The sequence below is a fragment of the Lentibacillus sp. L22 genome (assembly GCF_040812445.1).
GTDB classification, from domain to species: Bacteria; Bacillota; Bacilli; order Bacillales; family Amphibacillaceae; genus Lentibacillus_C; species Lentibacillus_C daqui.
The window spans coordinates 20,881-40,891 of sequence record NZ_JBFNXI010000031.1 but is presented as its reverse complement, the minus strand read 5'-3'; the positions used below and the strand labels follow the sequence as shown (position 1 = coordinate 40,891).

Annotated in this window: 15 protein-coding genes, 1 riboswitch and 1 other annotated feature; of the genes, 9 read left to right on the top strand and 6 right to left on the bottom strand. The window is 40.5% G+C overall.

Annotated features, from left to right (window positions below):
• Positions 1–327 precede the first annotated feature (327 nt).
• Together ABRT01_RS13030 and ABRT01_RS13025 are read left to right on the top strand one after the other, a co-directional pair.
• The gene (locus tag ABRT01_RS13030; RefSeq protein ID WP_269411941.1) at positions 328–1,095 is read left to right on the top strand and encodes a hypothetical protein; all 768 of its coding nucleotides are present in this window, start codon (positions 328–330) and stop codon (positions 1,093–1,095) included.
• A gap of 121 nt (positions 1,096–1,216) precedes the next feature.
• Entirely contained in the window at positions 1,217–2,332 is a 1,116-nt protein-coding gene (locus tag ABRT01_RS13025; protein WP_367747704.1) for an NAD(P)/FAD-dependent oxidoreductase, read from the top strand.
• Positions 2,333–2,642: 310 nt separating this feature from the next.
• Here ABRT01_RS13025 and leuS read toward each other — a convergent pair whose 3' ends face one another.
• Positions 2,643–5,060, bottom strand: coding sequence for a leucine--tRNA ligase (leuS, locus tag ABRT01_RS13020; protein WP_269411939.1), 2,418 nt, complete (start codon positions 5,058–5,060; stop codon positions 2,643–2,645).
• A gap of 59 nt (positions 5,061–5,119) precedes the next feature.
• Positions 5,120–5,336 (bottom strand) — a binding site (T-box leader).
• 338 nt (positions 5,337–5,674) lie between these two features.
• Between leuS and mnmM the strand changes: the two genes are divergently transcribed.
• The gene (gene mnmM / locus ABRT01_RS13015) at positions 5,675–6,232 is read left to right on the top strand and encodes a tRNA 5-(aminomethyl)-2-thiouridylate-methyltransferase MnmM (RefSeq protein ID WP_269411938.1); all 558 of its coding nucleotides are present in this window, start codon (positions 5,675–5,677) and stop codon (positions 6,230–6,232) included.
• A gap of 51 nt (positions 6,233–6,283) precedes the next feature.
• On the opposite strand, the gene ABRT01_RS13010 is transcribed toward mnmM, so the two are convergent.
• Positions 6,284–7,348, bottom strand: a complete 1,065-nt coding sequence (locus ABRT01_RS13010) for a tetraprenyl-beta-curcumene synthase family protein (RefSeq protein WP_367747700.1) — start codon at positions 7,346–7,348, stop codon at positions 6,284–6,286.
• Positions 7,349–7,469: 121 nt separating this feature from the next.
• Between ABRT01_RS13010 and ABRT01_RS13005 the strand changes: the two genes are divergently transcribed.
• Positions 7,470–7,997 carry a gamma carbonic anhydrase gene (locus ABRT01_RS13005; protein WP_269411936.1) on the top strand — a complete coding sequence of 176 codons (528 nt, stop codon included), beginning with the start codon at positions 7,470–7,472 and terminating at the stop codon, positions 7,995–7,997.
• A 70-nt stretch (positions 7,998–8,067) separates the two neighbouring features.
• A complete protein-coding gene (locus ABRT01_RS13000; RefSeq protein ID WP_269412502.1) occupies positions 8,068–8,916 on the top strand; it encodes a C39 family peptidase in 849 nt (282 codons plus the stop codon).
• Positions 8,917–8,941: 25 nt separating this feature from the next.
• Here ABRT01_RS13000 and asnB read toward each other — a convergent pair whose 3' ends face one another.
• The 3 genes from asnB to ABRT01_RS12985 all read right to left on the bottom strand — a co-directional run bounded on the left by asnB (position 8,942) and on the right by ABRT01_RS12985 (position 14,017).
• Positions 8,942–10,852, bottom strand: a complete 1,911-nt coding sequence (asnB, locus tag ABRT01_RS12995; RefSeq protein WP_269411935.1) for an asparagine synthase (glutamine-hydrolyzing) — start codon at positions 10,850–10,852, stop codon at positions 8,942–8,944.
• 129 nt (positions 10,853–10,981) lie between these two features.
• Positions 10,982–12,181, bottom strand: coding sequence for a methionine adenosyltransferase (gene metK / locus ABRT01_RS12990; protein ID WP_269411934.1), 1,200 nt, complete (start codon positions 12,179–12,181; stop codon positions 10,982–10,984).
• A gap of 162 nt (positions 12,182–12,343) precedes the next feature.
• Positions 12,344–12,452, bottom strand: a riboswitch (SAM riboswitch).
• A gap of 179 nt (positions 12,453–12,631) precedes the next feature.
• Positions 12,632–14,017, bottom strand: a complete 1,386-nt coding sequence (locus tag ABRT01_RS12985) for a hypothetical protein (protein ID WP_269411933.1) — start codon at positions 14,015–14,017, stop codon at positions 12,632–12,634.
• 887 nt (positions 14,018–14,904) lie between these two features.
• On the opposite strand from ABRT01_RS12985, the gene pckA reads away from it, so the two are divergent.
• The 4 genes from pckA (at position 14,905) to ABRT01_RS12965 (ending at position 19,367) form a co-directional block, all read left to right on the top strand.
• On the top strand, positions 14,905–16,500 hold the full coding sequence (gene pckA / locus ABRT01_RS12980) for a phosphoenolpyruvate carboxykinase (ATP) (RefSeq protein WP_269411932.1): 1,596 nt from the start codon (positions 14,905–14,907) through the stop codon (positions 16,498–16,500).
• Between the two features lie 252 nt (positions 16,501–16,752).
• On the top strand, positions 16,753–17,751 hold the full coding sequence (locus ABRT01_RS12975) for an ABC transporter substrate-binding protein (RefSeq protein ID WP_269411931.1): 999 nt from the start codon (positions 16,753–16,755) through the stop codon (positions 17,749–17,751).
• A 13-nt stretch (positions 17,752–17,764) separates the two neighbouring features.
• Positions 17,765–18,571: an ABC transporter ATP-binding protein gene (locus ABRT01_RS12970; RefSeq protein ID WP_269412501.1), complete on the top strand. Its 807-nt coding sequence runs from the start codon at positions 17,765–17,767 to the stop codon at positions 18,569–18,571.
• On the top strand, positions 18,561–19,367 hold the full coding sequence (locus ABRT01_RS12965) for an ABC transporter permease (RefSeq protein ID WP_269411930.1): 807 nt from the start codon (positions 18,561–18,563) through the stop codon (positions 19,365–19,367). The genes ABRT01_RS12970 and ABRT01_RS12965 overlap by 11 nt, the downstream gene beginning before the upstream one ends.
• Positions 19,368–19,433: 66 nt before the next feature.
• Here the strand turns inward: ABRT01_RS12965 and ytkD are convergent, their stop codons facing one another.
• A complete protein-coding gene (gene ytkD / locus ABRT01_RS12960) occupies positions 19,434–19,907 on the bottom strand; it encodes an RNA deprotection pyrophosphohydrolase (RefSeq protein WP_269411929.1) in 474 nt (157 codons plus the stop codon).
• Positions 19,908–20,011 lie beyond the last annotated feature (104 nt).

Below are 20,011 nucleotides of genomic sequence, written 5' to 3'. Positions count from 1 at the left end.
CATAAAAAATACCACAGTAACACTCACTGCGGTAGACCCAAATTTTATACTTTCCTATCTTTTTATAAAAAATATACATCCTTTCAAAAAAAATATTCCATCCATAAAACATAAACATATTATCAGTCAGTTTCTGAAAGCCTTTATACTTCTCCACACAACGATAGCACGCTAATTTCCAGTCCAACACACTAATTTGCCCCGAATCCTACACAAAAAAATCACAACCTTACCCAAATATGCCCTTGAACGATCTGCATAAGATAACAACCTGTATCGCACACTAAACATAGTTCAACCACTTACGATAAGGAATGGAGATATATCATGAAAGGATTTTTCCAGCTTCTGATCCTGTTAACATTAACTCTGACGTTTGCAATACCTCTTTCGGCAGCAAGCGAGCCAGACAACCAAAAGACAATAGAAATTGCCACTTATCATGAAGATGTAACAGGTGATGGTCAGAAAGAGGAAATAAAACTCAAAGGAATTCGTTTTGGCCAAGATAGTAATTACTTCCACAATGTTTGGGCAGACATAAAAGGACCGCAAACAAAGCAGTGGAAAATCGTATACGAGGGCGGTTATAATCCTAGCCTTCAATTTAAGGATTTAAATCATGATGGAGTTAACGATGTGCTGTATCAAAATACAGAGAATGAAACAAAAGCATTACATCATTATCAGTTCAATACGTTAAAAGATGAAAAGCTTGAAAAAATAGAGGTTCCTGAATCTTACACTATCACAGGGGAGTTCAAACAAAACTTTAAAGCATCATTACTGCTAGACCCAAGCAAGGATCCCATTATCATTGATATAAAGGATCATGCAGCAACACATATACAACAGGGAATATACGACAAAAGTGGAAAGTTGTTACGCCAAAAACAATTAACTGTTGATCCGATTACTTATTTTGAACCAACATTTATTAGTAAAAGTAAAGGGTTTGGATTAAAGAGTTACCAACAAGTTAACGGATATAATCACCAGGACAAATTGGGATCCATTCGCGCACTTTGGTATTATGAGGATGGAAAGTGGATTAAATTGAAACAAGAATTTAAATCAAGCAGCGAACCAAAATAAAAAGTCAGCGGAATTTACGCTGGCTTTTTTCTATCCTTTCGTCAACCCGCTTCATTTTACAACATGCACTATCTCCTCTATATTAAACCTTGTAAATCATTGAACCAAAGAAGGATTGAGTATGAGCAAATTTATTATTATTGGTGCAGGGATTCTTGGTGCGACAACCGCATATCAACTTGCCAGAGCAAATGTCGAGGTAATAGTTATTGATCGAAATGATGATGGTCAGGCAACGGATGCAGCAGCAGGGATTGTTTGTCCTTGGCTATCCCAACGCCGTAACAAAGTCTGGTACCGATTAGCAAAAGGCGGTGCCCGTTTTTATCCGGAATTAATCAATCTGCTGGCGGAAGATGGGGAGACGAATACAGGTTATGATAAGGTTGGGGCAATCTCGATCCATCATGATGAGGATAAACTAGCTGCTATGGAAAAAAGAGCTATTAAGCGACGAGAGGATGCACCGGAGATCGGTGAAATTCGCATGTTGGATGCTGAACAGACACATGCATTGTTTCCCCTTCTAGCAGATGGATACCGCTCTGTTCATGTAAGCGGTGCTGCCCGTGTTAATGGCCGTCAATTGCGAAATGCTTTATTGAATGGTGCTATAAAACATGGTGCAATCATACGTCATGGTGATGCGCAATTAATTCATGAAGGGAAGCATGTTACCGGCGTTATGGTAAATCGCAAAACTATTTATGCTGGCACGGTTATTGCAGCAAATGGCGTTTGGATGAGTGAGCTGCTTGAACCATTGGGTGTTAAATTTGCAGTCACTTCACAGAAAGCACAAATTATGCATTTTCAAGTTCCCGATTTCACTACGGCTGGCCGTCCTGTTGTGATGCCACCAAATGACCAATATTTGGTACCGCTTGATAACAATCGCATTATCGCTGGTGCGACCCATGAAAACGAGGCTGGCTTCGACTACCGGATAACGGCGGGTGGAATCAATGAAATCTTAACAAAAGCACTTGATGTTTCCCCAGGTTTGACGAATGCAACCGTATTGGAAACAAGGATTGGCTTTCGTCCGTTCACACCTGGATTTTTGCCTGTGATTGGCCCATTACCTGGTTACCAAGGAATAATTCTGGCAAATGGCTTGGGAGCTTCCGGACTTACCATGGGTCCGTTCATCGGTACAGAGCTGGCCAAAATGGCACTTGGCAAGGCACTTTTAATTGACACCGATGATTATCCCGTATCTGGCGCCATTAAATAAGAACAAAGGCGTAAGCGCCCGGTTAGCGGCGTACAAACTAGAAGGGTTCTGACGAGATAAAGGAAACATGCCCCTTCATAGGGGTATGCCGACGTTGGCCGCAAAGGCCGTTCTTAGTCGGCCTCCCTTTAACTACGAACCGATGTTGACTTATCGTAGGAAGAAACCTGAAGTTTGCTAGCCGCTGGGCGCTGGAGCCGGACGGGACCTATTCCGGCATAAGCTGAACGGAGGATGAATTTTTATACTTTATAACTTTCAAGAAACAAAAAGGATCCCCGCAGAATGAGCGGAGATCCTTTTTGAGCATTTAGTTAGCCACGATATTCACCAGTTTACCAGGTACAACGATAACTTTGCGAATGGTTTTTCCTTCTAGCCATTCCCGAACTTTTTCATCTTCGAGTGCTTGTTTTTCCAGTTCTTCCTTAGAGATGTCTTTGGCAACATTTATCTTTGATCGAACTTTTCCCATCACTTGTACCGCTACTTCAATTTCATCTTCTACCAGTTTTGCTTCATCAAAAGCTGGCCATGCTTCATAACTGATCGTGTCCGTGTGACCCAATTTATTCCACAATTCCTCGGCAATATGTGGTGCCACTGGAGAAAGCAATTTTACGAAGCCTTCCACATATTCTTTTGGTAGCTCATTAACCTTGTAGCCTTCGTTAACAAACACCATCATTTGTGAAATTCCCGTATTAAAATGCAGCTGTTCAAAATCCTCGGTCACTTTTTTCACCGTTTCATGATACACCTTATCCATTGATGTATCATTAGTTGATACGACAATACGTTCAGACAAATTTCCGTCATCATTTACGATTAAACGCCAAACCCGGTCAAGAAATCTACGCGCGCCATCTAATCCATTGGTTGACCAGGCAACTGCTGCATCAAGCGGCCCCATGAACATCTCATACAATCTTAGTGTATCCGCTCCGTGGGAAGTAATAATATCATCAGGATTAACCACATTCCCCTTCGATTTACTCATCTTTTCATTGCCTTCCCCAAGAATCATCCCTTGGTTAAACAGTTTCAAAAATGGCTCTTTGGTTGGTACCACGCCAATATCGTATAAAAATTTGTGCCAGAACCGGGCATACAACAGGTGTAATACTGCATGTTCCGCTCCGCCGATATAAACATTAACCGGCATCCATTCTGCCAATGCTTTTGGATCGGCAAGTTGTTGTGTGTTATTCGGGTCAACAAAGCGAAGGAAATACCAGCAACTTCCTGCCCACTGCGGCATCGTATTTGTCTCTCGGCGTCCTTTCATTCCGGTTTTGGGATCAGTAACATTAACCCATTCCTCACTATTTGCAAGCGGTGATTCACCAGTTCCGGACGGTTTTATTTCAGTCATTTCCGGCAATTCCAGCGGCAGATCCGCTTCAGGTACCGTACTCATGGTACCATCTTCCCAATGAATGATCGGAATCGGCTCACCCCAGTAGCGTTGTCGGGAAAATAGCCAGTCACGTAGACGATAGGTCACTTTTTTCGTTCCTAAGCCATTTTCCTCAAGCCAAGCAATCATTTTTGTAATGGCTGTTTCTTTGTCCAGTCCATTCAAAAAGTCAGAGTTTACGTGTTCCCCATCACCGGTGTACGCCTCTTTTGTTACATCTCCACCAGCAACAACCTCGACAATTGGCAATTCAAATTTCGAAGCAAATTCATAGTCACGTTCATCATGTGCCGGCACCGCCATGATTGCCCCCGTTCCGTAAGACATCAGCACATAATCCGCAATCCAAATCGGCATTTTTTGGTTATTTACTGGATTAATGACATAGGCACCGGTAAATACACCTGTTTTATCCTTGGCCAAATCCGTTCGTTCCAAATCTGATTTACTTTGCACATCATCTAAATATTTGCTAACCGCAGCCTGCTGTTCATCAGTGACGATTTTTTTCACTAATGGATGTTCTGGTGCAAGTACGGCATATGTTGCACCGAACAAAGTATCCGGACGGGTCGTAAATACAGTGATTGTTTCATCGTGCCCATCTACTGCAAATGTTACTTCTGCGCCTTCTGATCGGCCAATCCAATTACGCTGCATATCCTTTATGCTTTCTGACCAATCCAATTCTTCCAAATCATCCAGCAGCCGGTCAGCATATGCGGTGATTTTCAGCATCCATTGTTTCATTGGTTTGCGAATGACCGGATGTCCGCCGCGTTCACTCTTTCCATCAATTACTTCTTCATTGGCCAATACAGTGCCAAGCGCCGGACACCAATTCACCGCAACCTCATCCATATAGGCCAAGCCTTTTTCATACAGTTTTGTAAAAATCCATTGGGTCCATTTGTAGTAATTCGGATCGGTTGTATTGATTTCCCGATCCCAATCATAGGAAAAACCCAATTCCTTAATTTGCCGGCGAAATGTGTTGATATTGTGTTCTGTAAATTTGGCCGGACTATTTCCTGTATCAAGTGCATACTGTTCTGCCGGTAACCCAAATGCATCCCAGCCCATTGGGTGCAGAACTTCTTTTCCTTGCATTCGTTTCATACGGGAAAGAATATCTGTTGCGGTATAACCTTCCGGGTGTCCAACATGCAGACCGGCTCCCGATGGATAAGGAAACATATCCAATATGTATACCTTGTCTTTATCCGAAAAAGTGTCTGTTTTAAACGTTTTATGTTCTTGCCAATATGTTTGCCATTTCTTTTCAATTTCCCGATGATTAAAACTCATCTTTACTCCTCCTTCACTCTTGGGCTCAGACCCCCATAAAAAAAGCTGCCCATCCCATGTAAAGGGACGAGAAGCTTCTCCCGCGGTGCCACCCAAATTAACGCTACATTTTAAGCGTTCACTTTATATCCTTAACGCAGATGATACGACAGAACCTACTTGCTTCAATCCTGTAACTTAAAGGTGAGTTCACATAACATTCAGCAACAGTTTGCACCAACCACTGTTTCTCTAAACCCGAAATATTCTGTTACTATTCCTTCGCATTGTCGTTTTCCTATTCTAACGGCCGACCGAACACTGCAGTCCGTCTTCAACCCGCAAACTTGTCAATCTAGACTTCGTAATTACTATTATACCGGTTTGTTTCACCACTTAGGAAGAATATTTTATCATAGTACAGCAATGACTTTAATGGAACTATAGCCTTAACACTACTTTTATACTTATTATCGAATTTTAAGCAATGCTACATGCTTTGTCAAGTAAATTGTCAGACTATCGCGTATTAATGGAGGATTCGTTGTTACGTCCTATCCAAAATGCACCACAAAAACTTACTAAAATGTGCTAAAATAAGGATCGTACTATGACGAAAGGAACGATAAATCCATATGAAATCCGTTGTTGCATTTTCACATCAATTACTACAGGATGCGGTAATACCTGGTGATATCGTGATTGACGCCACTGCCGGTAATGGAAATGATACCATTTTCCTTAGTCAGCTTGTCGGCGAAAATGGTCAAGTTCTGGCTTTTGATATTCAAGATCAGGCAATTGCTGCAACAAACAAAAAATTAACTGAACACGCCATCCATAACACGAAAATCATTCAAGATTCGCATGAGCATGTGGCAGCATACTTAGATACAACTGACCAAATTAGTGGTGCTATTTTTAATTTAGGTTATTTGCCCGGAAGTGATAAAACTGTTATTACCCATGGTGCTTCCACCATTAAGGCCCTGAATTCCATGTTAGCCTTTCTTAGAAAACGTGGCGTTATCGTCTTGGTTATTTATCACGGTCACAAAGGTGGAACCGAAGAAAAAGAGACAATCTTGAATTATGCCAAAGCCCTTGACCAACAATCCTATAACGTATTGCAATATGGTTTTATCAACCAACGAAATCACCCGCCGTTTATCGTTGCCATTGATAAAAAATAACCAATAGAGCTCCCGGTGGCTAACGGGGCAGCTTCTGCTTTTCCTAATCATTTAACCAAACAGGCGGTGATATTGCCTGACATTCCAGTAAAAAAACTTTGCCTGTCTTCCACTTTTTCTTAATAAGACAGATGTCATCATATCCCCGCTATCCAAGCGCCTGACTTTTCCATCGGCAAGATACAACCCAACCAGCCCATGATGAATCATTTCATGAAATTTTCGATTGGGTAAAGACTGAACACAATGATTTGTTTGTTCAATAAAATAAATAAACCGCTCTAACATTTTTTCCCGCGACGGATAGTAACTGCAAAAATTCAAGTCCCCCTCCCGCTCATCCTCTTGTTGATCAATGTAATAATCAAGCAAAATATGTAATGCCTGCATATTAGGAAAGTAGCTGTAAAAAATATCTTTAGATAGAGCCGCTGTCATCTGTCCTCCAAGTGCATAGGATATAAAACAGAAGATACCGAGTGTGGAACCAGATGCAGCTACAAATTCATACCAGCTCAAAGCGTCATCATTACTGTATTTTTGGCTAAACCAGTTCATCAATCTGGGGATGCGCTCGTTTACCGCCACATGTTTATGAACTTGTAAATCTCCGTATAATTGTTCTAACTTTAGCAATTTCGGCTGAATGAAGTGATACGTTGGGATTTGCTTTACAACTTGCTGACAGGTACGAACAAGATCAGCTAGATACGCCCCATCCGCCTGTTCCGTCCGTAGTTTATAATAATTTTTCACTGTGTTATCCGGGGTCAATGCATCCGCCATCGCCTCGTGTAACAGACGAAAATCAGCGGGATCCAATGATGTACTGCGGTCACATAAATTATCCAAATAATCACTAATGGTCTGGTAAGCAACAATAAATCGAATCGCTTCCTTCCAGTTACCAGCTGCAAGTAACGCATAAACTGCCCCACCTTGACAATGAAACCGTTTTGTATGAATACTTGCCAGCGCCTGTGCACGTAATTCTTCATCGGGAATTTGCCGGGCACGTTTTGTCCAGTAAGCCAACTCTTGTTTAACGGCTGGGAATATTTTACGATACACTTTTATCATTAATGTAGCTGCAGTTTGTGGTACATGGTTTCCCAACTTGCTCCCTCCATTTAATGGCCGTGATACCAAACATCCAAAAATATTTGCTATACTAATTATATCATCATATTTTTCCCTTAGATTCAACTTTTAACATGAGTAACTGGAGGTTTTGAAATTGATAAGCCATTATAAAAATATCACTCCAAAAATTGATGAAACAGCCTTTATCGCTAAGGATGCCACTATTATCGGTGATGTAATCATTGGTGAGCAATCAAGCATTTGGTTTCATACAGTTATCCGCGGGGATGTCGCACCAACCCGGATCGGAAAACGAGTTAGCATCCAGGATCTTTCCATGATTCATCAAAGCCCCGGAAATCCAGTTATTGTTGAGGATGATGTAACAATTGGCCATCAGGTGACATTGCATGGGGCAACCATCCGAAAAAATGCGTTAATCGGCATGGGCTCCATTATTCTCGATGGAGCCGAGATTGGAGAACATGCATTTCTTGGAGCTGGAAGTCTGGTACCCCCAGGAAAAACGATCCCGCCGCAAACATTAGCTTTGGGAAGACCTGCCAAAGTGGTGCGAAAACTAACCGATGCCGATTATGCAGAAATGGAGCGTGTGCGTAAATCATATGTAGAGAAAGGTCAATACTATAAATATCATACAGAATTAAACCAGGAATTTTAAACTTAGTGGAATTATGCCGATATTAAGATTACTACAGCTCAGATTTTAGGAGTGTATCATTGTGCACATCATGCTAGCAGTTATTACCTTTGTCATCGCAGTCTATTTTATAATTTTTCGCCGCAGGATTTCCACAAGCTGGATTCGTCGCTCGTTTGTTTTATATAGTGTTATTTTTACTATTACAGCAATCGTCATTAGTGGCATGTACATAAAGGAACACAAAAACTTCATCATCGCATCAATCACACATGTATTGCCCAAATCATTCATTGACTCGGCCATAGCAAAAACGTCCAACCAAGAACAGCCAATAGACGAAAAAGAATCGGTTCAGTTAAAAGCACCCCAAATTAGCCAATTACCGGAATTACCACGCGGTTGTGAAGTGACAAGCCTTGCGATGTTGCTTGCATACCACAATATTCAGGCAGATAAAATGAAACTGGCACAACAAATTAAAATTGATCCGACGCCATACCAAAAGACAAAAGAAGGCATTTATTTCGGTCATCCAAATAATGGTTTTGTTGGTGACATGTATTCCTTTGCCACCCCGGGACTTGGGGTTTATCATCAACCGATTACTGAACTGGCGTCGATTTATGCAGGAAACCGTGTATTTAATTTTACCGGGCAGGATTTTGATGAAATAATCCACCAATTGAATCAGGATCGACCGGTTTTGGTGATTATCAATGCCACATTTAAAAAGCTACCCAAAGAACAATTTATCACATGGCAAACACCAGACGGTCCTATTGAAGTAACCATGAGGGAGCACGCGGTATTGGTAACAGGCTATGATGACAAGTATATTTATTTCAATGATCCACTGGAACAGAATAATAAAGCACCAAGAACGGAATTCAAAGCTGCATGGAAGCAAATGGGAAAGCAGGCGATAACGATTTTATAACGTTACCGCCTGCTTTATTCTATGCTTATTTATTAACTGTCGCTGGTTCCACGGATACATCCGGTTTGCTTAACTCAGTTATATCAAATTTGTTTTCGACAAAAATCTGGTGCCACAGCATGAACATCAACACCGTCCAAATTTTCCGGCTATAGTCGCCTTTACCCTGACAGTGTGCATCAAGCAAATCAAGGATATAACGCTTATGCAGCAAATGGTCCGTTTCACTCTCTTTGATTAATTGTTTGGCCCAGCCATTCAGTTCATTTTTCAACCAATGGCGAATTGGTACAGGAAACCCTAATTTTTTACGGTCAAGTACATGATCAGGAATAATCCCCCGTGATGCTTCACGTAGCAAATTCTTTGTTGTGCCATTGGCAATTTTTAATTCAACTGGAATTTGGCTGGCAACACGGAAGACTTCCTTGTCCAGAAACGGAACTCGTAGCTCCAACGAATTGGCCATTGTCGTCCGGTCTGCTTTGAGTAAAATATCTCCCCGCATCCAAGTATGAATATCGACATATTGCATTTGATTCACCAATTCATCATCTGCTACATGATCAAATAGTTTCTCAGTAATTTGCCGGTATGATAGATTTTCATTGTAGTTTTTCAGGATTTGCCGTTTCTCTTCCTCCTCAAACATTTTCGCATTACCTATATATCGTTCGCGAAGTGGTGTCGTACCACGTTCGAGGAAGCTTTTTCCTTTTACACCTTCTGGCAGTACTTCAGCTACTCGAGCCAACAGATTCTTAGCCGGCTTCGGTATGGAATGGAATAGTTTCAATGATTCTGGTTCACGATAAATATTGTAACCGCCAAATAACTCATCTGAACCTTCACCAGATAGCACAACTGTTACATGTTTTCGTGCCTCCCTGGCGACAAAATACAATGGTACACATGCAGGGTCTGCCAGTGGATCATCCATATGCCACATGATTTTTGGCAGTTTTTCCACATACTCCTCGGGCGAGATAATGTAAGAAATATTTTCCACATTTAGTTTATCTGCTGTTTCTTTAGCAACATCCACTTCAGAAAAACCTTCCCGTTCAAAGCCAACTGAGAATGTTTTAATGTTCGGATTAAACTCCCGTGCCATCGCGACAATTAATGTAGAATCAATGCCACCGGATAAAAACGATCCAACCGGTACATCACTTCGCATATGCACATTCACCGAATCATACATCACATCTTGAACCCGCTTAATCCAATCTTGTTTGTCCATTAAGACAGGGTTAAACGATGCATGCCAATATCTTGTAAAGTTGATTGATTGCCCTGGTTTTTTCACAAAATAATGTCCTGGTTCCGCTTTTTTAATGCCGGCTGTCATCGTATATGGTTCCGGTACAAACTGAAAGCTTAAATAATGTTGCAATGATTCATTATCAACTTGTTCCGTTTCCGACATCAATGAAATACTTTTCTTCTCAGAAGCAAAAATTGTACCTTCTTCTGTTTCTTTATAGAACATTGGTTTAATGCCAAACGGATCACGTGCACCATACAACGTTTCATTTTCCTTATCCCAGATCAATATGGAAAACATGCCACGTAAATATTGAAATGCCTGTTCTTTATGTTTGGTAAATAGTGCGGCAATGACTTCTGTATCTGATTCCGTTGTAAATGTATAGCCTTCTTGACGTAGATCTTCCCGAAGTTCAACATAATTATAGATTTCACCATTGAAAATAAGCCATATTTTTTCATTTTGATAGCTGAGTGGCTGCTGACCACTTTCGATATCGATAATGCTTAAACGTCTAAATCCAAACGATACATAATGATCGTGAAAATAACCCTCGTCATCGGGTCCACGATGGGTTATAATGTTATTTTGCCGCTCAAAGGCCTGTATTGCCGTTTCATTTGGCAACCCCGGCTTATTGCGAATCATTCCGATAAATCCACACATTGGCTTTAGCCTCACTCTCTTGCTCTCGTAATCATATCTTTTTGAGTATATCACAAACGATGACCTATTTCGATAAGAATATCGGCTCAAAAAATATATAATAATAACGAAAAGTCATACCAATTGTTCTTATATCTGTACCAATGCTTTTAATTCCTCAACTTTATCCGTCTTCTCCCATGGGAATAGGATGTCGGTTCGGCCAAAATGTCCGTAGGCAGCTGTTTTTTTGAAAATAGGCCGTTGTAAATCAAGCATACGAATAATGCCGGCTGGGCGTAAATCAAACAATTCTCGAACCGCTTCAACCAATCTTTCTTCATTAACTGTTCCCGTGTCAAACGTGTTAATGGCTATCGATACTGGTTCAGCGACACCAATTGCATACGCAAGCTGTACTTCACATGTTTTGGCAAGCCCGGAAGCAACTATATTTTTGGCAACATAACGGGCGGCATATGCTGCGGAGCGATCCACTTTGGTTGAATCTTTACCACTAAATGCACCGCCGCCATGACGGGCATATCCTCCGTATGTGTCAACAATAATTTTCCGTCCCGTTAATCCGGCATCCCCTTGTGGACCGCCAATAACAAAGCGGCCTGTTGGATTAATGAAATATTTCGTTGTTTCATCCAGCAGGTATGCCGGAACGACTGGGCGAACGACATACTCAAGCAAATCCCTTTCAATTCGTTCAGTTGAAATATCCTGGTGATGCTGGGTGGAAATAACGATTGTATCCACTTTTACCGGATTATCCTGGTCATCATATTCTACTGTTACCTGGGTTTTCCCATCCGGTCTCAAGTAATCAAGTGTGCCATCTTTTCGCACGTCCGCCAAACGTTTTGCCATTTTATGCGCCAACGAAATCGGCATTGGCATGAACTCTTCTGTTTCATCACAGGCAAACCCAAACATCAAGCCTTGGTCCCCGGCACCGATCGCCGCGATTTCCTCATCCGACATTCGGCCTTGCCGTGCTTCCCAGGCGGTATCTACACCCTCGGCAATATCGGGCGATTGTTCATCAATCGCTGTAAGTACAGCACATGTTTCCGCATCAAAACCATATTTTGCTCTGGTATAACCGATATCTTTAATCGTTTGCCTGACTATTGCCGGAATATCCACATATGTGCTCGTCGTTATCTCGCCAGAAACCAATACCAAACCGGTTGTTACAGTGGTTTCACAAGCGACACGGGCGTTTGGATCCTTTGCTAAAATTTCATCCAAAATCGCATCCGAAATCTGATCGCAAATTTTATCAGGATGCCCTTCCGTGACCGATTCGGATGTGAATAAACGTCGATTTGCAGCCATAGGCCAAATCTCTCCCTTTAATTTTGGTACGGAACTCATCATTATTGATTATCATACATGTTGTTCAAACATCTTGGATGATGCATGTTTTTAATTGAATACAATTTCCTTAAAAACAAAAAAAGCCTTTCCCGTATGGAGGAAAGGGTTCGTGGCCTTTCGCTCTTATTGTTCAAGGAATTATCCTTGCATCAGATTAGCACCTTTTCACACGTTTGTGATGGTTGCCGGGTTTCATCGGGCCTGTCCCTCCACCAACTCTGAATAAGAGAGTCCGTTCGTCATTTATCGTAACGAAAACACCTGTTTATGTCAATGTTTTTATCCGTTATTCTGTTGTATCATAGAAGCCCTATGAGCCTTTGGGATCTATTTATATTTAAGTCACCAACAATAATAGTGACAATTAAAAAATCTTACAAAGGGGCTTGATAGTAAAATATACGGTGTTTACATATATTTAATATCTACTGAGTCTAGGAACTCTGCCACTTTATCATCATCTAAAGGGGCTACATCCATCTTTTCAGTATTATCCGTTAAATACTGAGTGTATTCCTGCATATCCATTCCTTCCTCCTCTTGAATAAATTCCTCTGGAGGAAATTGTGAAGGAATTGGGTAAATATTAATGGTTCCATCTCCATTACTTGAATAAGTAATAATACCATTTGCTGTCATGTCTGAAGTTAGAATCACAACATCTTCTGGATAATTAGAACTTTTATCAACGTGAGGATTAATAGGCGTCCCCACTGATACCTTGTTAACATTTAGTTCTGTAATATCCTGTACTTCCATAAACTGCATCCAGACACGAGCATATTCAATTTCTTCTTCTGAATAACTGTCTAAAGAAGCTGTTTCTTTTTTATCGTTTTGATCTAGTTCTGAATCCTCCTCCTTATCATTGGACTTGTTACTATCTTCTTTCTGATCAGTTTCTTCACTAAAGTGCCCTTCTATAGCCTCTTCAACAGTTGAATCCTCCAAATAGTCACTTTCGTCTGCCTCTATCCCACCTACGTAAACTTCTACATGATCTATATTATCCATATTGAATGGGACTGAGTCTAATGCCTCGACATTTTTAACCTTTCCAGATTTAAGAACATGATCATCTTCTAGATCCTCTGTATCTAAAACTGTTCCCAGCAGTTCCCCATCTTCATCGTAAACACCAATACCTGCATAGTACTTGGCGTCTCTGTCATCTTTATTTTCAATATTAAAGGTAATATCTGCATCAGTAACAGGAATGTCTTCCCTCCCCTGAATCGTTCCTTCAGACATATCTTCTTTTTTCCATTCTTCCGGTTCCTGTAATTCTCCCATTGGATTAATAGAATCTTTATCAAGCTCAATGTTTACTAGTTTATCCGCTGATATTGGCTTAGCTTCATAATCAATTTCTACGTGGTCTAATTCTTTGTATTTGTCCTTGTAGTCTAAATATAAATTAATAAAGCTTTTTTCATCAACATCCATAACAACTGGAGCAATAGCCGTACTATTAAAAATATCTTCCTGACCAGTATTTACTTCTATAGCCTTATCTTCATCATTAAACAGTGTAATTTCCACATCAGAGATAATTACAGGTGTTTCACCCTCATTTTTTAAAGTCCCATATACCCCAAGTGCGTCCATACCAAAGCTATCATTGAAAAACTTTTTATGGAATAGATCCGCAGTTACTACTTTAATTTCTTTTTCATCTTCCTGTTTTTCTGTATCTGATTTTGTATCCTCTTTATCTTCTTCACTATTTCCACATGCAACTAATACCATTGACAACAACCCCGCTAACAACATCATCATTAATTTTTTATTCATTTTTCCTATCTCCCTTTATTTTACGCTTCGGTGAAACTCCTCCAGTACAATCCGGTCTTTATACTTTATCCTTATCATTGTAGGGAACATATGTCAATGATCCTGGTTAGAACTTTCAATAAATTATCTAGGCTTTGTTTTTATGTACATGCTTCTAGTTACCCTTGTTCTGGCATTCAATTTAGTAGCTTTTTACAAATGAATATAATCACTTAAACGTTCACAACATTATAGTCATGGCAATAACCAATAAATTCTCCTTACAAACCAATGTAATTTAGATATGGTTTTTCTCCATTGTCTTGTTTAATCTCCCATCTTCCAAAAAGTCTCAATAAGCAAATTTGAACAACAAAAACCAACTCCCTTTTTAATGGAGAATTGGTCTGAAGTTAACTAAATATATGTACGCGTAATTGAAACTAACTCTCAAGGATATTGACATCAAACAGGCATTTTACCTTTACAACCCTTTTTAATCCTGTCCCTCCGCCAAAACCGAAGAAAGGAGTTCATTTACCATTAAACGTTCTTTAACTTTTGGTCGATTCCCATCAGGTTGATATCCGCTTTTTTAGGTTGATACTCCCCCTGTTTTCGGTTGATTCCGTCTTTTTCAGGTTGATACACCCGCACTTTTGGTTGATATCCGCCTTCTGAGGTTGATATCCCACCACTTTTGGTCGATTCCCGCTTTCTAAGGTCGATATCCCTCCGATTCTAACCGACACTTGCTTTTCCTGGTTGATGTTCTTCCGCTAATTCAACATTTCAAAGAAAATTAATACATTAGTATGGACTATATGAATTAATGTGTTATACTAATAATCAAACTTGAAATTTGACATATCGTAAGTATAACTTACACCAAAAGGAAGGTGGCTCACATGAAAGCGATGGAACGATCAACACTGGCCGATAAACTATTGGCAGAAGGAAATATCCTGCAAAACCTGTCTGTTCCAAGACTTGTTGAAAAAATTCTTGCCAGACGTGAAGGTATCTTAACTGAAACCGGTGCCATCCAGGCGACAACCGGCAAATACACCGGGCGTTCTCCACAAGACAAGTTTATTGTAAAAGATGACACATGTAAACAATTTATTGACTGGGGCCTTGTAAACCAGGCAATTGATGAGGATAAATTTGAACAATTATATGAAAAAGTTATTGTCCATTTAAAAAACCGGGATGAATTATATTCTTTTAAAGGCTTTGCTGGTGCCGATAAAAAGTACCGCTTGCCCATTCAAGTGATTAATGAATATGCCTGGCATAACTTATTTTCCAGACAATTATTTATCACACCAACCGAAGAGGAACTTGCCACGCATCATGCTGAATTCACGATCATTTCTGCACCTGAATTCAAAGCGGATCCAGCAGTGGACGGGACAAGTTCGGAGGTGTTTGTTCTGATTTCATTTAAACGGCGTACCATTTTAATTGGTGGAACCGAGTATGCCGGGGAAATTAAAAAATCGGTATTTTCCATTATGAATTATTTGCTTCCTCAAAAGAATATTCTGTCAATGCACTGTTCAGCAAATGTTGGGCAGGAAGGTGATGTAGCCTTGTTCTTTGGGCTATCAGGCACAGGGAAAACCACCCTGTCTGCTGATCCCTATCGCCGGCTGATTGGTGATGATGAACATGGCTGGAGCCCAAATGGTATCTTTAATATCGAGGGCGGATGTTATGCCAAATGCATTAATCTCTCGCAAAAAAAGGAACCACAAATTTATAATGCCATTCGATTTGGAACAGTACTCGAGAATGTGATGGTTGATGCAGAATCAAGGATGCCAGATTATGATAATACGATCTTAACTGAAAATACACGGGCAGCCTATCCATTGGAAAACATCGATAATATTGTCACGCCAAGTGTTGCTGGTCATCCAAATACAATCATTTTTTTAACAGCTGACGCGTCTGGTACATTGCCACCCATTAGCAAATTAACCAAGGAACAGGCTATGTATCATTTTCTGAGCGGTTATACCAGCAAACTAGCTGGTACAGAACGCGGTGTAACCGAACCACAAGCAACATTTTCGGCATGTTTTGGTGCACCATTTTTACCATTGGCACCATCAACCTATGCAGAAATGCTTGGTGAAAAAATTGATCAGTTCCAGTCAAGTGTCTTCTTAATCAATACTGGCTGGACTGGAGGTTCGTACGGTGTCGGACAACGTATGAAGCTTTCTTATACAAGAGCAATGGTTCATTCCGCATTGGAAGGTGAACTGAATACTGTTGAAACAGTAAAGGATGATATTTTTGGTTTGGATATTCCAGTTAATGTCCCTGGAGTACCAGATGATGTACTTGTACCGAAAACGACCTGGACTGATCCATCCGCCTATGATAAAGCAGCAAAAGAGCTCGCCATGAAATTCCATGATAATTTCCGCAAGTTTACGGAGGCAAGTGATGAAATTGTTCAGGCAGGTCCATTATATAAAGCGGACAACTAAAATATTTTTCCCAATCCTGTGGAAGGAAAACTGTTACATTGGTTAGTGATGAACTTCAACTTGGGAGAGAATGAGTGTCATAAAAAGCATTTGTCAGCATGTACTGACAGCCGGTCTATCAATTAGAGACCGGCTTTTTTGTGCAGGACAACCCTCGACCGCGCTCCTTTGCCATCTAGGCATTCACACATTTTTCATTAAAACATACACTATTTTTGTAATACCCCATCTGAGCAGAAAGGAACGATCTGGATGAAAAAAATAATATATTGCCTGCTCTTTTCATGTATCCTATTTGTTTTTCTTTCGGCATGTGGTTCCAATGCTGAACAAGAGCAGACATCCATTAAATTAGGCGAAGTGACCAGATCCATTTTTTATGCACCGCAATATGTAGCAATTGAGAAAGGCTTTTTTGAAGAGGAAGGATTGGATGTTGATTTACAAACAACTTGGGGCGGTGACAAAACGATGACCGCATTATTATCCGACGGTATTGATGTCGCTCTTGTCGGGTCGGAAACATCCATGTATGTCTACGGGCAAGATTCCAAGGACTATGCTGTTAACTTTGCCCAGTTAACCCAAACGGATGGAACGTTTTTAGTCGCCAAAGGAGAACATCCTGATTTTTCCTGGGATGAATTAAAGGATAGTACCTTTTTGGGTCAACGAAAAGGCGGGATGCCACAAATGGTAGGTGAATATGTGTTAAAACAACACAATATTGACCCCCACGCTGATTTGAACCTACTGCAAAATGTTGAATTCGCCAATATACCAGGTGCCTTTACCTCCGGGGATGCGGAATATGTACAGCTATTTGAACCAACCGCAAGTATTTTTGAAAAGGAAGGAAAAGGACATATCATTGGTTCCTTTGGTGAGGAGTCCGGTCATGTTCCATATACCGTGTTTATGGCAAAGCGCGGGTTTATGAATGACAACGAAGAAACAATCCAACACTTTACCAATGCCATTTACAAAGCACAACAATGGGTGCAGGAAAACAGTGCTGAAGATATTGCAAAAGTTATTCAGCCTTATTTCGAGGATACTGACTTGGATATGATTGCTTCATCTGTCGACCGATATAAAAGTCAGGGTTCCTATGCTACTGATCCTTTGCTGGAAGAAGAGGAATGGAATAATTTACAGGAGATTATGGACGAAGCGGGCGAATTACCCGATGAAGTGCCATACAAAGATCTGGTTAATACCGAATTTGCCAAAGATACGATTGGTAAATAAGGAGGTGTAAATGGTGACATTTCTTACATTGGAGCATATCTCTCACCATTATTTTTCAAAAACTGGTTATACAAAAGCATTGGATGATATTTCATTCTCCATGGAAGAAGGCGAATTTGTAGCCTTGCTCGGTCCCAGTGGTTGTGGTAAATCTACACTTCTATCGATTATTGCCGGCATCATTCAACAAACAGCCGGTGACGTTCTTTTAGAAGGAAAGCCGTTACGTCCATCAGCTATGGCTATCGGGTATATGTTGCAACAAGATTACTTATTTCCATGGAAAACCATTATTGAAAACGTCTTGATCGGGCCGAAAATTAGCCGCAAGAATACAAATGAAGCAACAGGGAAGGCATTGGATTTACTAAATGAGGTCGGATTAACAAATGTTGCTAAAAGCTATCCGACTTCTCTCTCCGGTGGAATGCGTCAACGGGTTGCCCTGGTGCGGACATTAATGACCGATCCAAAAATTTTATTACTGGATGAACCTTTTTCCGCACTCGATTATCAAACAAAACTAAAATTGGAAGATATTGTTGCTGATTTACTACGGTCATACAAAAAAACGGCTGTATTGGTAACCCACGATATCGGTGAGGCCATTTCCATGAGTGACCGAATCCTGTTAATGAGGGCAAACCCGGGAGCAGTTGCCAATGTGTTTGAAGTTCCCATTGAATTGCGTAACGAAACACCATTTTATGTTCGCCGTCACCCTAAATACCAGCCATTGTTTGATAAAATTTGGGAGGCATTAAATCAAGGGGAGACTGCCGAAAAGGAAAAGGTGGTGACGAACTACCATGCAACCTAAATCGGATCAGCAACTATTTGCCGCATATAAGAATAAGTTAAAACGTGAAAAAAAGATTGTTTTCACATGGCAACTTATTATCCTGGTTGGTTTCCTCGCGCTATGGGAGGTTGCCAGCCGATTATATTGGATTGATCCACTCTTATTTAGTTCTCCGTCAAAAGTTGTGCACCAGCTGATCAATAAGTTTGCAGATGGATCGATTCTTCCCCATATTCAGGCAACCTTAATTGAAACTGTTCTGGGATTTATCATCGGAACAATTATGGGTATACTTATTGCAACTATCCTCTGGACATCATTACGATTATCCAAAATCATGGATCCCTATTTAGTTATTATGAATGCCATGCCTAAAGTCGCCCTTGGCCCTATTATCATTGTTGCACTCGGGCCAGGATATGTATCAATCATTGCGATGGGCGCGATTATTTCTGTAATTGTCACGGCTCTTGTTGTCTACTCGGGGTTTAGGGAAGTCGATCCGAACTATGAAAAGGTATTAAAAAGTTTTGGCGCCAGTCGCTGGCAATGCTTTAAGGAGGCTATTTTTCCGGCGACCATGCCCATTATGATATCCACGTTAAAGGTCAATGTTGGTCTGTCATGGGTTGGGGTCATTGTAGGTGAATTTCTGGTCTCGAAAGAAGGGCTCGGCTATTTAATTGTCTATGGTTTCCAGGTATTCGATTTCACCCTGGTGATGTCCAGTCTGATCGTCATCGCTATTGTTGCTGGAATTATGTATAAAATTGTCGAACGGATTGAAAAATGGCTTATCAAACATACAGCTTAAAAGAGACAGTTGAAAAAAGATGCATCCAAACGAATAACGCCTGTATACCTATCAAGCGTTATTCGTTCATATATCCGCATTTTTTCGCAAATATGCAAGACAGCATGGTAATACGTCATCTTTCATAATAAAACTATATTGGGCGTTATGTTTGACATCGTCTGGAATACTGTTTAGTAATACAGGACCTTGTGTTTCATAATAAGTGTGCTGCTGTTTTAATTCCTTAATGGTTGCAAAATAAACATTTTTGATAATCGTTTCTGCTTTTCCGGCAACTAGATATTGGCCAATATAGGTCATTTTCTCGACTGTTCCGCCGGTTTCCTCCATCACTTCACGAATGGCTGCCTCTTCGGCTGTTTCCCCTTTTTCCACTTTGCCACCAGGAAATTCGTAACCCCGGTCCTTATGATTGGTCAAAAGCCAATCGTTTTTGAATTTGCAAATCACCCACACATGTTTTGGGTGTTCGGAATAAGGATGGTCCGCAAAAGAAAGTTTTACTTGATTATTGTAATAATCTCTAAAAATATTCATTGTTCAACTGCCTTCATTTCAACATTATATTCAAAATCACTAACAGTCCTAATCGACCTAACTTATGTGCCATGGCCGGTTTATTTGGACTTGTTGTTAATCAA

Excerpts from the sequence above, each read along its gene's own strand:
- ABRT01_RS13030 (WP_269411941.1), top strand. The coding sequence starts at position 328 with ATGAAAGGATTTTTCCAGCTTCTGATCCTGTTAACATTAACTCTGACG.
- ABRT01_RS13025 (WP_367747704.1), top strand. The coding sequence starts at position 1,217 with ATGAGCAAATTTATTATTATTGGTGCAGGGATTCTTGGTGCGACAACC.
- leuS (WP_269411939.1), bottom strand. The coding sequence starts at position 5,060 with ATGAGTTTTAATCATCGGGAAATTGAAAAGAAATGGCAAACATATTGG.
- mnmM (WP_269411938.1), top strand. The coding sequence starts at position 5,675 with ATGAAATCCGTTGTTGCATTTTCACATCAATTACTACAGGATGCGGTA.
- ABRT01_RS13000 (WP_269412502.1), top strand. The coding sequence starts at position 8,068 with ATGCTAGCAGTTATTACCTTTGTCATCGCAGTCTATTTTATAATTTTT.
- asnB (WP_269411935.1), bottom strand. The coding sequence starts at position 10,852 with ATGTGTGGATTTATCGGAATGATTCGCAATAAGCCGGGGTTGCCAAAT.
- metK (WP_269411934.1), bottom strand. The coding sequence starts at position 12,181 with ATGGCTGCAAATCGACGTTTATTCACATCCGAATCGGTCACGGAAGGG.
- ABRT01_RS12985 (WP_269411933.1), bottom strand. The coding sequence starts at position 14,017 with ATGAATAAAAAATTAATGATGATGTTGTTAGCGGGGTTGTTGTCAATG.
- pckA (WP_269411932.1), top strand. The coding sequence starts at position 14,905 with ATGAAAGCGATGGAACGATCAACACTGGCCGATAAACTATTGGCAGAA.
- ABRT01_RS12975 (WP_269411931.1), top strand. The coding sequence starts at position 16,753 with ATGAAAAAAATAATATATTGCCTGCTCTTTTCATGTATCCTATTTGTT.
- ABRT01_RS12965 (WP_269411930.1), top strand. The coding sequence starts at position 18,561 with ATGCAACCTAAATCGGATCAGCAACTATTTGCCGCATATAAGAATAAG.
- ytkD (WP_269411929.1), bottom strand. The coding sequence starts at position 19,907 with ATGAATATTTTTAGAGATTATTACAATAATCAAGTAAAACTTTCTTTT.